Origin of the sequence: Streptomyces sp. HUAS 15-9 (assembly GCF_025642155.1) — a bacterium.
Taxonomy (GTDB): Bacteria; Actinomycetota; Actinomycetes; order Streptomycetales; family Streptomycetaceae; genus Streptomyces.
On the sequence record NZ_CP106798.1, the window covers coordinates 6115384 to 6128148 of the forward strand.

Genomic DNA, 12765 nt, shown 5'->3' on the forward strand with positions numbered 1-12765 from the left:
GTGACAAGAAAGCAGTGACGATTCCTGCGCAGAGCAACGGCGCCGACCGCGCCGACGGCGAGGTCCTGCTGAAGGTCACCGGCCTGCAGAAGCACTTCCCCATCAAGAAGGGGCTGCTTCAGCGGCAGGTCGGCGCGGTGCACGCGGTCGACGGCATCGACTTCGAGGTCCGGGCCGGTGAGACCCTGGGCGTCGTGGGCGAGTCGGGCTGCGGCAAGTCCACGATGGGCCGGCTGATCACCCGGCTGCTCGAACCGACCGCCGGCAAGGTCGAGTTCGAGGGCAAGGACATCACGCACCTCGGTGTCGGGGGCATGCGCCCGCTGCGCCGCGATGTGCAGATGATCTTCCAGGACCCGTACTCGTCGCTGAACCCGCGCCACACGATCGGCACGATCGTCGGCGCCCCCTTCCGGCTGCAGGGCGTCGAGCCCGAGGGCGGCATCAAGAAGGAGGTCCAGCGACTGCTGTCGGTGGTCGGTCTCAACCCCGAGCACTACAACCGCTACCCGCACGAGTTCTCCGGCGGTCAGCGCCAGCGCATCGGCATCGCCCGTGCCCTGGCCCTGAAGCCCAAGCTGGTGGTCGCCGACGAGCCGGTCTCCGCGCTGGACGTGTCGATCCAGGCGCAGGTGGTCAACCTGATGGACGACCTCCAGGAGGAGCTCGGCCTGACGTACGTGATCATCGCGCACGACCTCTCGGTCGTCCGGCACGTCTCGGACCGGATCGCGGTGATGTACCTCGGCAAGATCGTCGAGCTGGCGGACCGGGAGTCGCTGTACAAGGCGCCGATGCACCCGTACACCAAGGCGCTGATGTCGGCCGTGCCGATCCCGGACCCGAAGCGGAGGTCCGCGAAGAGCGAGCGCATCCTGCTCAAGGGCGATGTGCCGTCCCCCATCGCGCCTCCCTCCGGCTGCCGGTTCCACACCCGCTGCTGGAAGGCGACGGAGATCTGCAAGACGACCGAGCCGCAGCTCATCGAGCTGAAGCCCGGTCAGCGGGTCGCCTGCCACCACCCGGAGAACTTCGCCGACCAGGCCCCCCAGGACACGGTCCTCATCACCGCCGCCAAGGAGGCGTCGGAACTGGTGCCGGACGCGGTCCTGGAGGAGTCGGCGGAGACCTCCACCGCGGTGGCGGCGGCGGTCGCCGAGGCGGAGGCCCCGGAGACCGGGGACGAGCCCGCGGCCGTGGCCAAGGACACCGTCGTGTCCGAGGACGCCGCCGAGGCGCCTGCCGGCGAGTCCGCCGCTGACAACTCCCAGGAGTCAACCGACAAGTAACGCATGACAACTGGCAAAGTCATGTACATGCCGAACGGGAGAGCGCAGAGTCGACCGTGTCCGTCCACTGACAGACACCGCTCGAAAGGGACGACTCATGGCACTCTCCCGTTCGGCACGTTCAGGCGCGGTCGCCACCGCGGCCGCCTCCTTCCTGGTCATCGCCGCCTCCTCCGCCCCCACCCCGGGCGCCCCCGGCATCGGTGACCCGTACTTCCCGCAGCTCGGCAACGGCGGCTTCGACGCCCGGCACTACGCCCTCGACATCGCGTACGACCCGGCCACCGGCCGCCTCGACGGCCGTACGACCCTCACCGCCCGTGCCACCCAGAACCTCTCCTCCTTCGACCTCGACCTCCAGAAACTGGAGGTCACCCAGGTCGAAGTGAACGGCAGACGGGCCCAGTTCACCCGCGACGGCGACGAACTCGTCGTCGCCCCGCGAGGCCCCCTGCGAAGGGGCCGGGACTTCACCGCCACCGTCACCTACGGCGGCATCCCCCAGCCCCTCAACGGCCCCATCGTGTTCGGCTCCGACTACGGCTGGATGAAGACCGGCGACGGGGTCTTCGTCGCCTGCGAACCCAACGCGGCCTCCACCTGGTTCCCGTCCAGCGACCACCCCGCCGACAAGGCCACCTACGACATCCGGATCAAGGCCCCCAGAGGCCTGACCGCGGTGTCCAACGGCCGGCTCGTGTCGACGTACGACAAGGGCGGCTCGACGTATACCCATTGGCGAGAGCGCAGGCCCATGGCGACCTACCTCGCCACCGCCACCATCGGGAAGTTCGACGTGCGCACCGGGCGGACCCCCGGTGGCATCCCGATCTATGTCGCCATCGATCCGACCCTCGCGGGCGGCAACGCCGTCGACGTGTACGCCGTCACCGCGGCCGCCACCGACTACTGGTCCCAGGTCTTCGGGCCGTACCCGTTCGAGGAGACCGGCGCGATCGTCGACGACATGCCCGAGGCGGGATTCTCGCTGGAGGTGCAGTCCAAGCCCGCCTACTCGGCCGTGCGCAACGAGACGACGATCGTGCACGAGCTGGCCCACCAGTGGTTCGGCGACTCGGTCAGCGTGGCACGGTGGAAGGACATCTGGCTCAACGAGGGCTTCGCCACCTACGCCCAGTGGCTGTGGGCGGAACACCAGGGCACCCGCTCGGCGCACGACTCCTTCCTCGCCGCCTACGACGCCCGCCCCGCCGGCTCGGCCTTCTGGCAGACCGAGGTCGCCGACCCGCGGCGCGACACCATGTTCGCCTCCGCCGTCTACCAGCGCGGCGCGATGACGCTCCAGATGCTGCGGGAGCGGATCGGTGACGCGGCCTTCTTCAGGCTGCTGCCCGCCTGGACCTGGCTGCACCGTTACGGCAACGCGGACACGGACGACTTCATCCGGCTCGCGGAGCGGATCAGTGGGCGGCAGCTTGACGACCTGTTCCGGACGTGGCTGTTCACGACAGGGAAACCTGCCGCCTGATCCTTGCATTGCAAGGTGCACGCCGTTCTCTGAGTAAGAATAGAAGGGTGCTCCAGCAACTCTTCACTCCCTCCGTCCAGCACACGCTCGATGTCATCGGCATCTTCGTCTTCGCGATCTCCGGCGCGCTGCTGGCCGTCCGCAAGAACTTCGACGTCTTCGGCATCGCCGTGCTAGCCGAGGTCACCGCGCTGGGCGGAGGGATCTTCCGGGATGTGATCATCGGGGCGGTGCCCCCGGCCGCCTTCACGGACCTGGGGTACTTCCTCACTCCGCTGTTCGCCGCGCTGATGGTGTTCTTCCTGCACCCGCACGTGGAGCGGATCCAGTCGGCTGTCCTCGTGTTCGACGCGGCCGGCCTCGGCCTGTTCGCCGTCAGCGGTACGACGAAGGCGTACGACTTCGGCCTCAACCTCACCGCGTCGGCGGCCCTGGGCCTGGCCACCGCGGTCGGCGGCGGTGTGCTCAGGGACGTGCTGGCCAACGAGGTGCCCTCGCTGCTGCGCTGGGACCGCGACCTGTACGCGGTCCCAGCGATCGTCGGCGCCACCATGGTGGTGCTGTGCATCCACTACGACGCGCTGACCCCGTTCACCACCGGGCTCGCGGTCGTCACCGCCTTCGTCCTGCGCCTGCTCGCGATGCGGTACCACTGGCGAGCGCCGCGTGCGTGGAATCGGCGGTCGACGGTGACCGAGGAGTAGTCCCGGTCCTGACCCGGCTCTGGCCCATCTGCAGGGTCAGCCAGCGGAAGACCGGCTCCACCTGGGGCTTCCACAGCGCCATGGTGTGGCCGCCCGCGCTGCGCGGCAGGAACACCACGTGCACGGTCGTCGGCGCCTTGGCGACCGATTCGAGGGCCACGCCCGCCTCGTAGCCGTCGTGGGGCTGGCCGGAGATGTAGAGGGAGATCCTGGGCGGCACGGCCGCCTTCTTGAGGATCAGGTAAGGATTGTTCTCGGCCCGCACCCTCGGGTTCTGCGCGGCCAGCGAGTTGCGCTCGCCGATCGGGTCGTTGTAGCCGGACAGGCCGACCGCGGCCCGGAAGCGGTCGGGGTGGGCGACCGCCAGCTTGACCGCGCAGTGCGCGCCCGCCGAGTACCCGGCGACGGCCCAGCCGGCCGGGGCGGGGTCGGCGCGGAAGTTGTCCATGACCATCTTCGGCACGTCGATGCTGAGCCAGCTGTCGGCGTTCACCTCCCCGGGGGTGTTCGCGCAGCCGGTGTCCACTCCGGCCAGCAGATTGGTGCGGGGCGCCACCAGGATGAACGGCGCCACCTGGCCGCTCCTCATCAGCGGCAGCAGCTGCTCGTGCGCCTTCAGCGACCCGAACCAGGCCTTCGCCGAGCCGGGGTAGCCGGGCAGCACCTCCACCACCGGGAACTTCTTGTGTCGGTAGGCGGGTTCGCCGTACTGCGGCGGCAGCCAGACGTAGACCTCGGCGTTCACGCCGGACACCCGGCCCTTGAGCTGGGTGACCTGGACGCCGCCGGCCTGGCGCATACCCGGTCCGTCGGCCGCCCTGAACGTCTGCTTCACTTTGGGCAGCTTCTTCAGTGCTATCCCGCCGGTGCCGTCCCGGCCGAGGTCCGCGGCCCGCTGGACGTGGTTGCCGGTGCCCAGCAGGTCGGCCCAGTTGTCGTACAGGTTGTTCTGGTTGTTGACCAGGACGAAGACCAGGGTGACGGCCGTGCCCTGGGCGAACAGCAGCATCAGGACCCGGGCCGTGGCGCGCAGGACCTTGGGCCCCGGCATCCTCGACCACAGGACGAGCGGCAGTATGAGGGCGACGACGGACAACACGAGGGTCGTGTAGAGGAACGGAGTCCCGGTGAGGCTCATGTCCTCATAGAGGGGATCGAGCGGCTCGGGGTTGTGGACGTGTCCTGACACTTACCGAGAAATTGCCGGAACCTCACCCGGCAGGGCGATCACCGGACGAGCGTCAGGCCGGCTGCGTCGCCCACCACTCCAAAGCTACCGCTTAGTAATTTCGTGTTGTACCGTTCAGGCATGCCAGAAGCAGCTACCGCACCCTCCCCCGCTCTCGGTTTCGCTCGAGCGGGGGGACTCTCATCGTCGCGGGCCGTGATCGGCGACAGCGAGTTCGACCGCGACACCGCGGTCGCCCGGCGCGAGCCCGGCGTCTACGACATCGACCTCTCGGCCGGCTGGACGATCATCAACGCCGTCAACGGCGGCTATCTGCTGGCCGTGCTGGGCCGAGCCCTTGCCGACGCCCTGCCGCACCCGGACCCCTTCACCATCTCCGCGCACTACCTGACGGCGTCCCAGCCGGGCCCGGCGGTCGTCCGCACCGAGACCGTGCGCAGCGGCCGCGGCCTGTCCACCGGCCAGGCCTCCCTCTTCCAGTACGACGAGCAGGGCAACGAGGTCGAGCGCATCCGCGTCCTCGCCTCCTACGGCGACCTCGACACCCTCCCCGACGACGTCCGTACGACGGCGACGCCGCCCGCGATCCCACCCATGGACCAGTGCTTCGGCCCCGAGGCCGCATCCGATATCCGACTACCGTCGGGTGGTCCCGCCCCGGTCGACGGCAGCTCCGCCATCGCCGACCGTCTGATGCTCAAGCTCGACCCCTCCACCCTGGGCTGGGCCCTCGGCGCGCCCTCCGGCAAGGGGGAGATGCGCGCCTGGTTCGGTCTCGCGGACGGCCGCGACGCCGACCCCTTCTCCCTCCTCCTCGCGGTGGACGCCCTGCCGCCCACCGCGTTCGAGATCGGCCTCAAGGGCTGGGTCCCCACGGTCGAACTCACCGTCCACGTGCGCCACCGCCCGGCCCCTGGCCCCCTGCGGATCTCGATCACCACCCGCAATCTGGCGGGCGGCTTCCTGGAGGAGGACGCCGAGGTCTGGGACAGCGAGGGCCGTCTGGTCGCCCAGTCCCGTCAGCTGGCCCGCGTCAGGCTGCCCTGATCGGCTCGCGCCCCAGCCAGGCCGCCAGCTGCCGGTAGGGGTCGGCTCCCTCGGGGGCCGGACGGGCCGAGGCGAAGGGGGTCTGCGAGTCGCGCTCCGGGTCGGGCAGGACACGCCGGGCCGTGGCGAGCGCGGCCTCGGCGAGCTCCGGGTCGAGTGCGTGCGGGTGACCGAGGGACTCGGAGAGGTCCCAGGTGTGGGTCACCAGTTCCATCAGGTACCCGGACAGGGCCGCGTGGCCGGGGGCCTCGCCCCAGGGCACGCGGACCGTCGCCGTCATGCGCTCGTCGGAGGCCCAGGCCTTCAGCACCCGCTCCCGGACCTCGTCGTACGCGGCCGCCCAGCCGTCGTCCTCGACGCCGTCCGCGAACGGGTGCACGGCCATGCCGTCGCCGCCCTCGCCGACCACCGCGATCCGCCGGGAGCCTCCGACGACATGGCTCAGCAGGGTGCGGACGTCGAACTCGGCACAGGGAGTCGGTCCGGACAGCTGCTCCGGCCGTACGGTCCTGATGAGGGCGGCCGCCTGTTCGGTGGCGCGGGCGTAGAGCGGACGGGGGTCCATGGGCAGGGCGTTGGTGGCGTTCACGTTCGTGGCGTTCATACGAGCCTCTCCTTGGGTCGGTGAGCCGAGGATCCCCGGATAACCTGACAGTTTCCGTCAACATTTGCGTCCGGGCCCCGGGCGGCGCGATCGTGGCCGGGTGAAGTCCGACCGCCTGCTGTCGATCCTGCTGCTCCTGCAGACCCGGGGCCGCGTCCCGGCGCGTGAACTCGCCGACCGCCTCGAGGTGTCGGTGCGCACCGTCTACCGCGACATCGAGGCCCTGTCGGCCTCCGGCGTCCCCGTGTACGCCGAGCGCGGCCGGCACGGCGGCATCGAACTGCTCGCCGGGTTCCGCACGGACGTCACCGGCCTGACCGCCGACGAGTCCCGGGCCCTGTTCATCCTGGCCGCCCAGGGGGCGCACGCGGCGCTCGGCCTGGACGCGGCGCTCGCGTCGGCGCTGCGCAAGGTGATGGCGGCCCTGCCGGCGCCGTACCGCCCGGCGGCCGAGGTCGCTTCGCGGCGCGTCCTGGTCGACGCCACGCGCTGGAAGGGCGGCCCGCAGAAGGCCGTCGACCTGGAGGTGCTGCAGGACGCGGTGTTCGCCGACCGGCGGCTCAGGCTGCGGTACCGGCACAGCGGGGAGCGGGAGGCGCGGACGTACACCGTCGACCCGTACGGCCTCGTCGCCAAGGCGGGCGTCTGGTACCTGGTCGCGGACCGGCGGGCGAGGCCGCGGCTGTTCCGGGCCGACCGGGTGCGTTCGGCGCGTCTGCTGGACGACCCGGTACGGCGCCGGAGCGGTGTCGAACTCGCCGATGTCTGGGAGGTGTTGCGGCGCCAGGTCGAGGAGCGGCCGGCCGGGATCGACGTCACGGTACGGGTCCGCAGGGACCGTCTCGACATGTTCCAGCGCGTGGCGGCTTCCTCTCTCACCGAACTCCCCGATGGCGAGGGCGATGAGGAGGGCGACGAGGGGTGGGTCACCGCCCGGCTGTCGTACCCGTTTCTCCCCGCGACCCGTCAACTCCTCGCGTTCTCCGACTCGGTGGAGGTGCTCTCCCCGCCCGAGGTGCGCGCGGAGCTGGCGTCCGCGGCGCGTTCTGTCACGGAGCTGTACCAGACGGCGGCCGAGGGTCACGACTGAAAGACCAGGTCGACGCGGTTCCTTGGGGTGCCCTTTACCCGATTGACAGGCCGTCGACAGGGAGGACGCAAGAACGGCCTAAGCGCCGTTGATTGAGTGCCCGCCTCAGGACTTCCTCAGCATCCGTGGAGCTGTCTGTCATGAAGCGTGCACGCCTCGTCCCCGCCGTCGCCCTGCTGGCGCTGTCCCCGCTGCTGCTGACCGCGTGCGGCTCGGGCGACTCGTCGTCCTCGAACGGCACCTTTGGGCAACAGGGTTGCCGAACACCGTCCGGCATGCCCTCCGGCGGTGTGTCGGGCCGCCCGAGCGGCGCCCCGTCCGGCGCGCCCTCGGGCAGGCCGACCGGCACTCCCACCGGCGTCCCCTCGGGCATGCCGAGCGGCGGCCCGAGTGGTGCCCCCGGCGGCGGTCAGGGCGGCCCGGGTGGCGGTCAGGGCGGCGACTGCGGCGGTCCGGGCGGCGGGCAGCCCGGCCAGGGGCAGCAGGCCCAGCAGGGCTGAGACGGGATCGCGTACGACAGGGGCGGCGCGCCCGGTGAACGGGCGCGCCGCCCCTGTGTGCTGTGCCGTGCCGTGCCGGGGTCAGTCCAGCCAGTGCCGTCGGCCGAGGCTGACCAGCCGCAGCTGACGGGCCGCGACCTGGGCGACGCGCTCCCGCTCCTGCTCCGAGGCCGAGGTTTCCAGGGCCTCCAGGAACAGGGAGGCCGTGATGAGCATCTGGTCGACGTAGAGGTGCGCGAGCATCAGCAGGTCGTCCTCGTTCCAGCCGACCGCCTCCGGGTCCTTGGCCAGTTCGGTCCGTACCTCCTCGGCGAACCTGGTCAGCTGGGCCCGGATGGCCTCCCGCACCGGCTGGACGCCGCCGTGCCGCTCGCGGGCGATGAAGCGGACGTGGGCGGGGTGCGTCTGAACGTGCCGGGCGATCAGACGGATGGCGCGGGTGATGCGTTCGTCGCTGTCGCCGGCCGTGGACACCGTGGTCCGCACCATCGGGTGCAGACTGCCCAGCGCCTCGTCGACGAGGGCCACGCCGAGGTCCGCGGTGGAGCGGAAATGCCGGTAGAAGGCGGTGGGGGCGACGCCGACGGCCCGGGTGACCTCACGCAGGCCCAGGCTGCTCAGGCTCTGCTCCTCCAGCAGGCCCAACGCGGCGTCCAGGAGCGCCTGCCGGGTCTTCTGCTTCTGGGCCTGCCGGATGCCGAGGGTGTGACTCATGTCATCCAGTTAACAACTGTTCTCCGGAATTGAAAAGCCGTAGGAGGCGCTAGACTCAAAGTCAGTGAACAACTGTTACTACAACCGTTCACCGAAACTTCATGGAGGGGGGATCGAATCCCATGCTGTTCCTTGTCGCCGCGCTCATGCTGTTCGGTGTCGTGCTGGGCACCGTGGCCCACGCGCCGCTGACCGTCAGCCTCGCCGTGGCCGCCGCCATCGCCGTCTGGCTCGGCATCTTCGCGCTCCGCGAGCGCCACGGCCGCCGTCGTCACTCATCGGTCAACTGACCGCCCGCATCGATCCGCAGGAGCTGAGCACCATGCAACTCACCGCACCGGCCACGCCTCGCACCGACACCCGCTCGGGCACGCGCGACGCCGACGGCATGGCCGTGGCGTCCTTCATCCTCGGCCTCGTCGGCCTTCTCGTCCTCAACATCTTCCTCGGCCCGGTCGCCCTCGTCCTCGCGAGTGTCGCCCTGTGGCGCGGCACGGCCCGTCGCGGCCGCGCGTATCTCGGCCTCGCGCTGGGCGTTGCCGACCTGGCGGTCCTGGCGTTCGCCATGGAGGTGTCCAACACGGTTTCGTGGAGCCTGTGAGCCCTCAGAACGTGCCTTGACCAACGGCTGACGCCCCGAGGACGACGGGGCACGGCCGCCGGCAACGCCCGGCCCTGGCCTCCGCGCCGCCCCCAAGGGTCCGTAGAATCGGGCTCACCATGGCTTACCTCGACCACGCCGCGACGACACCGATGCTCCCGGAGGCGGCAGAGGCGCTGACCGCCGCGCTGAGCGTCACCGGCAACGCCTCCTCCCTTCACGCGTCCGGCCGCAAGGCCCGCCGTGCGGTCGAGGAGTCCCGCGAGACGCTCGCCGAAGCGCTCGGCGCCCGCCCCAGCGAGGTCGTCTTCACCTCTGGCGGCACCGAGGCCGACAACCTCGCGGTCAAGGGCCTGTACTGGTCCCGCCGTGACGCCGACCCGGTCAGAACCCGGGTCCTCGCCAGCCCCGTCGAACACCACGCGGTCCTCGACGCCGTCCACTGGCTCGGTGAACACGAGGGCGCCACCGTCGAGTACCTCCCCGTCGACACCTACGGCCGGGTGCACCCTCAGGCCCTGCGCGAGGCGATCGCCCGCAACCCCGACGACGTCGCCCTGGCGACGGTGATGTGGGCCAACAACGAGATCGGCACGATCATGCCGGTCCGTGAACTCGCCGACGTCACCGCCGAGTTCGGTATCCCGCTGCACGCGGACGCGGTCCAGGCCGTCGGCCAGGTCCCGGTCGACTTCGCCGCCTCCGGCCTCGCCGCGATGACGGTCTCCGGCCACAAGATCGGCGGACCCTACGGCATCGGGGCGCTCCTCCTCGGCCGTGAGTACACCCCCGTCCCCGTCCTGCACGGCGGCGGCCAGGAGCGCCACGTCCGCTCCGGCACCCTCGACGTCCCGGCGATCGCCGCGTTCGCGGTCGCCGCCCGGCTCGCCGCCGAGCAGCGCGAGTGGTTCGCCCGGGAGATCGGCGCCCTGCGGGACCACCTGATCGAGGCGGTCCGTACGGCGGTTCCGGACGCGATCCTCGGCGGTGACCCGGTGGACCGCCTCCCGGCCAACGCCCACTTCACCTTCCCGGGCTGCGAGGGCGACTCCCTGCTCCTGCTGCTGGACGCCCAGGGCATCGAGTGCTCCACCGGCTCCGCCTGCACGGCCGGCGTCGCCCAGCCCAGCCACGTCCTCCTCGCCACCGGCACCACCCCCGACCTGGCCCGCGGCACCCTCCGCTTCTCCCTGGGCCACACCTCCACGGAGGCGGACGTGGAGGCGGTGGCGAAGGCGATCGGCCCGGCGGTCGAGCGTGCCCGAGCCGCGGGGCTCACCTGAGAGGCTGAGGGGCCGGCAGGCCCAAGAGCTAACTCTCCGTCACCATCAGGGACGCCATCATGCCCTCGTCCTCGTGTTGCAGGAGATGGCAGTGGAGCATGTACATGTACGTGTCATCGGCGAAGTCGGTGAACTCCATCGCGATCTCGATGGAGCCGCCGCCGACCACCTCGTAGGTGTCGTACCAGCCGAGTTCGACCCCGCTGGGATCCTCGCCGTTGACGGAGATCTGTGACGTGCGCCATACAGGCTCGGGCCCGCCCCAGGGGCTCGGATCCGCTGCACCAGCCTCAGGCCCGCCGCACGAGCCCCAGGTACCGGTCCCAGTCCCAGTGCCGTCCCGGATCCGTGTGGTCCGTACCCGGGACCTCCACATGCCCGATGATGTGCTCCCGGTCCACGGGTATGTCGTACCGACGGCATATCGCGGCCGTCAGCCGCGCCGAGGACGCGTACATCGCGTCCGTGAAGGACGAGGCATGCTCCACGAATCCCTCGTGTTCGATGCCGACGCTCCGCTCGTTGTACTCCCGGTTCCCCGCGTGGAACGCCACGTCCAGCTCGCGGATCAGCTGGGTGACCCGCCCGTCCTTGCGCACGATGTAGTGCGCGGCCGCCTTGTGCGCCGGGTCCTGGAAGACCTTGACCGCGGTTTTGTAGTCGCCCTGCGTGACATGGATGACCACCCGGTCGATCGGATAGTCGTCCGGCCGGTCCGCCCGCCGGTAGTTCGCCGGGGACGCGGCCACCCAGCGCGCGCCCCGGAAGTCCACCGCGCCCTCGACCCGCGACTTCTCCACCCCCGGCAGCCGCCACCACAGATGGGAGAGCTCATCCCGGGCCAGCGCCGCGGTCCCCACGGCCGCCGCGACACCCCCGACGAGCAGCGCCCGCCGCCCCAGCCGCCGATCCGAGTCGCCGCTCGCCGTGTCCGCCCGTGTCTCCCCCATGTGATCGTCAACGGATACTCGCGGGCTCCGGTTCCCGCGCCCCCGTACTCTGGAAGGGCTATGACTGATACCCCGCAGCGCACCCGTCCCCTCCGCGTCCTCGCCGCCATGTCGGGCGGCGTGGACTCCGCCGTCGCCGCCGCCCGCGCGGCCGAGGCGGGCCACGACGTGACCGGCGTCCACCTCGCGCTCTCCGCGAACCCGCAGTCGTTCCGCACCGGAGCGCGGGGCTGCTGCACCATCGAGGACTCCCGCGACGCCCGCCGCGCCGCCGACGTCATCGGCATCCCGTTCTACGTCTGGGACCTCGCCGACCGCTTCCGCGAGGACGTCGTCGAGGACTTCATCGCCGAGTACGAGGCCGGCCGCACGCCGAACCCGTGTCTGCGCTGCAACGAGAAGATCAAGTTCGCCGCGCTCCTGGACAAGGCCCTGGCCCTCGGCTTCGACGCCGTCTGCACCGGCCACTACGCCAAGGTGCTCGTGAACGAGGACGGCAGCCGCGAGCTGCACCGCGCCTCCGACATGGCCAAGGACCAGTCGTACGTCCTCGGCGTCCTGGACGAGCAGCAGCTCGCGCATGCGCTGTTCCCGCTGGGCGACACGGTGACGACCAAGGACGAGATCCGTGCCGAGGCCGAGCGCCGCGGCCTCGCGGTCGCCAAGAAGCCCGACTCGCACGACATCTGCTTCATCGCCGACGGCGACACCCAGGGCTTCCTCGCCTCCCGCCTCGGCAGGGCCGAGGGTGACATCGTCGACGAGTCCGGCGCCAAGGTGGGCACGCACGAGGGCGCGTTCGGCTTCACCATCGGCCAGCGCAAGGGCCTGCGGATCGGCATCCCGGCGGCCGACGGCAAGCCCCGCTACGTCCTCGACATCTCCCCGGTGAACAACACGGTGACCGTCGGCCCGGCCGCCGCGCTGGACGTGACCGCACTGACCGCGATCAAGCCCCGCTGGTGCGGCGTGGCCCCGGCCGGTCCCGGCACCTACACCGCCCAGCTCCGGGCGCACGGCGGCGAGACCGAGGTGACGGCGGAGCCGGTCGACGGCGAGCTGCGGGTCACCTTCACCGAGCCGGTCCGCGGCGTCGCCCCCGGCCAGGCGATCGTGCTGTACGACGGCACGCGCGTGGTGGGTTCGGCGACGATCGCGTCGACGGTCAGGGCCACGGCCGCGTCGGTCCAGTCACCGGCCAGGAACTCCGCCTAGCCACCGGCCAGGAACTCCGCCTAGCCATCGGCCAGGAACTCCGCCTAGCCATCGGCCAGGAACTCCGCCTAGCCATCGGCCAGGAACTCC

14 protein-coding genes and 1 pseudogene are annotated in these 12765 nt (G+C 71.0%); 10 read left to right on the forward strand and 5 right to left on the reverse strand.

The window, feature by feature from the left end; translation table 11 throughout:
• Positions 1-14 precede the first annotated feature (14 nt).
• From N8I87_RS28340 to N8I87_RS28350, 3 genes are all read left to right on the forward strand, one after another.
• The gene (locus N8I87_RS28340; RefSeq protein ID WP_263212991.1) at positions 15-1289 is read left to right on the forward strand and encodes an ABC transporter ATP-binding protein; all 1275 of its coding nucleotides are present in this window, start codon (positions 15-17) and stop codon (positions 1287-1289) included.
• Positions 1290-1386: 97 nt separating this feature from the next.
• The gene (locus N8I87_RS28345) at positions 1387-2778 is read left to right on the forward strand and encodes a M1 family metallopeptidase (protein ID WP_263212993.1); all 1392 of its coding nucleotides are present in this window, start codon (positions 1387-1389) and stop codon (positions 2776-2778) included.
• Between the two features lie 47 nt (positions 2779-2825).
• Entirely contained in the window at positions 2826-3482 is a 657-nt protein-coding gene (locus N8I87_RS28350) for a trimeric intracellular cation channel family protein (protein ID WP_263212995.1), read from the forward strand.
• Here the strand turns inward: N8I87_RS28350 and N8I87_RS28355 are convergent.
• Positions 3391-4620 (reverse strand): alpha/beta hydrolase, encoded by a 1230-nt coding sequence (locus N8I87_RS28355; protein WP_263216713.1) that lies wholly within the window; start codon positions 4618-4620, stop codon positions 3391-3393. The genes N8I87_RS28350 and N8I87_RS28355 overlap by 92 nt on opposite strands.
• Positions 4621-4791: 171 nt before the next feature.
• On the opposite strand from N8I87_RS28355, the gene N8I87_RS28360 reads away from it, so the two are divergent.
• Positions 4792-5718, forward strand: a complete 927-nt coding sequence (locus N8I87_RS28360) for a thioesterase family protein (RefSeq protein ID WP_263212998.1) — start codon at positions 4792-4794, stop codon at positions 5716-5718.
• On the opposite strand, the gene N8I87_RS28365 is transcribed toward N8I87_RS28360, so the two are convergent.
• Positions 5705-6322: a TIGR03086 family metal-binding protein gene (locus tag N8I87_RS28365; RefSeq protein ID WP_263213000.1), complete on the reverse strand. Its 618-nt coding sequence runs from the start codon at positions 6320-6322 to the stop codon at positions 5705-5707. The genes N8I87_RS28360 and N8I87_RS28365 overlap by 14 nt on opposite strands.
• Before the next feature lie 100 nt (positions 6323-6422).
• On the opposite strand from N8I87_RS28365, the gene N8I87_RS28370 reads away from it, so the two are divergent.
• Entirely contained in the window at positions 6423-7412 is a 990-nt protein-coding gene (locus tag N8I87_RS28370; RefSeq protein ID WP_263213003.1) for a helix-turn-helix transcriptional regulator, read from the forward strand.
• A gap of 140 nt (positions 7413-7552) precedes the next feature.
• Entirely contained in the window at positions 7553-7912 is a 360-nt protein-coding gene (locus N8I87_RS28375) for a hypothetical protein (protein ID WP_263213005.1), read from the forward strand.
• 81 nt (positions 7913-7993) lie between these two features.
• Here the strand turns inward: N8I87_RS28375 and N8I87_RS28380 are convergent, their stop codons facing one another.
• Positions 7994-8626, reverse strand: coding sequence for a TetR family transcriptional regulator (locus tag N8I87_RS28380; protein ID WP_263213007.1), 633 nt, complete (start codon positions 8624-8626; stop codon positions 7994-7996).
• 122 nt (positions 8627-8748) lie between these two features.
• Here N8I87_RS28380 and N8I87_RS28385 point away from each other — a divergent pair, with 122 nt between their 5' ends.
• From N8I87_RS28385 to N8I87_RS28395, 3 genes are all read left to right on the forward strand, one after another.
• A complete protein-coding gene (locus N8I87_RS28385) occupies positions 8749-8916 on the forward strand; it encodes a hypothetical protein (RefSeq protein WP_263213008.1) in 168 nt (55 codons plus the stop codon).
• 32 nt (positions 8917-8948) lie between these two features.
• The gene (locus tag N8I87_RS28390) at positions 8949-9227 is read left to right on the forward strand and encodes a DUF4190 domain-containing protein (RefSeq protein ID WP_263213009.1); all 279 of its coding nucleotides are present in this window, start codon (positions 8949-8951) and stop codon (positions 9225-9227) included.
• A 119-nt stretch (positions 9228-9346) separates the two neighbouring features.
• Complete coding sequence (locus N8I87_RS28395) at positions 9347-10510, forward strand: cysteine desulfurase family protein (protein ID WP_263213010.1); 1164 nt, start codon at positions 9347-9349, stop codon at positions 10508-10510.
• A gap of 28 nt (positions 10511-10538) precedes the next feature.
• On the opposite strand, the pseudogene N8I87_RS28400 reads toward N8I87_RS28395, so the two are convergent.
• Both N8I87_RS28400 and N8I87_RS28405 read right to left on the reverse strand, forming a co-directional pair.
• Positions 10539-10739, reverse strand: a pseudogene (locus N8I87_RS28400) (multicopper oxidase domain-containing protein); the annotation flags it as partial.
• Positions 10740-10800: 61 nt separating this feature from the next.
• Positions 10801-11460: an N-acetylmuramoyl-L-alanine amidase gene (locus tag N8I87_RS28405; RefSeq protein ID WP_263213012.1), complete on the reverse strand. Its 660-nt coding sequence runs from the start codon at positions 11458-11460 to the stop codon at positions 10801-10803.
• 60 nt (positions 11461-11520) lie between these two features.
• Here N8I87_RS28405 and mnmA point away from each other — a divergent pair, with 60 nt between their 5' ends.
• Entirely contained in the window at positions 11521-12675 is a 1155-nt protein-coding gene (gene mnmA / locus N8I87_RS28410; RefSeq protein WP_263213014.1) for a tRNA 2-thiouridine(34) synthase MnmA, read from the forward strand.
• Positions 12676-12765: the final 90 nt, after the last annotated feature.

What these genes read in the sequence shown, in the direction of transcription:
- mnmA (WP_263213014.1), top strand. Translation starts at nt 11,521, where the DNA reads ATGACTGATACCCCGCAGCGCACCCGTCCCCTCCGCGTCCTCGCCGCC.
- N8I87_RS28385 (WP_263213008.1), top strand. Translation starts at nt 8,749, where the DNA reads ATGCTGTTCCTTGTCGCCGCGCTCATGCTGTTCGGTGTCGTGCTGGGC.
- N8I87_RS28395 (WP_263213010.1), top strand. Translation starts at nt 9,347, where the DNA reads ATGGCTTACCTCGACCACGCCGCGACGACACCGATGCTCCCGGAGGCG.
- N8I87_RS28380 (WP_263213007.1), bottom strand. Translation starts at nt 8,626, where the DNA reads ATGAGTCACACCCTCGGCATCCGGCAGGCCCAGAAGCAGAAGACCCGG.
- N8I87_RS28375 (WP_263213005.1), top strand. Translation starts at nt 7,553, where the DNA reads ATGAAGCGTGCACGCCTCGTCCCCGCCGTCGCCCTGCTGGCGCTGTCC.
- N8I87_RS28390 (WP_263213009.1), top strand. Translation starts at nt 8,949, where the DNA reads ATGCAACTCACCGCACCGGCCACGCCTCGCACCGACACCCGCTCGGGC.
- N8I87_RS28405 (WP_263213012.1), bottom strand. Translation starts at nt 11,460, where the DNA reads ATGGGGGAGACACGGGCGGACACGGCGAGCGGCGACTCGGATCGGCGG.
- N8I87_RS28345 (WP_263212993.1), top strand. Translation starts at nt 1,387, where the DNA reads ATGGCACTCTCCCGTTCGGCACGTTCAGGCGCGGTCGCCACCGCGGCC.
- N8I87_RS28355 (WP_263216713.1), bottom strand. Translation starts at nt 4,620, where the DNA reads ATGAGCCTCACCGGGACTCCGTTCCTCTACACGACCCTCGTGTTGTCC.
- N8I87_RS28360 (WP_263212998.1), top strand. Translation starts at nt 4,792, where the DNA reads ATGCCAGAAGCAGCTACCGCACCCTCCCCCGCTCTCGGTTTCGCTCGA.
- N8I87_RS28365 (WP_263213000.1), bottom strand. Translation starts at nt 6,322, where the DNA reads ATGAACGCCACGAACGTGAACGCCACCAACGCCCTGCCCATGGACCCC.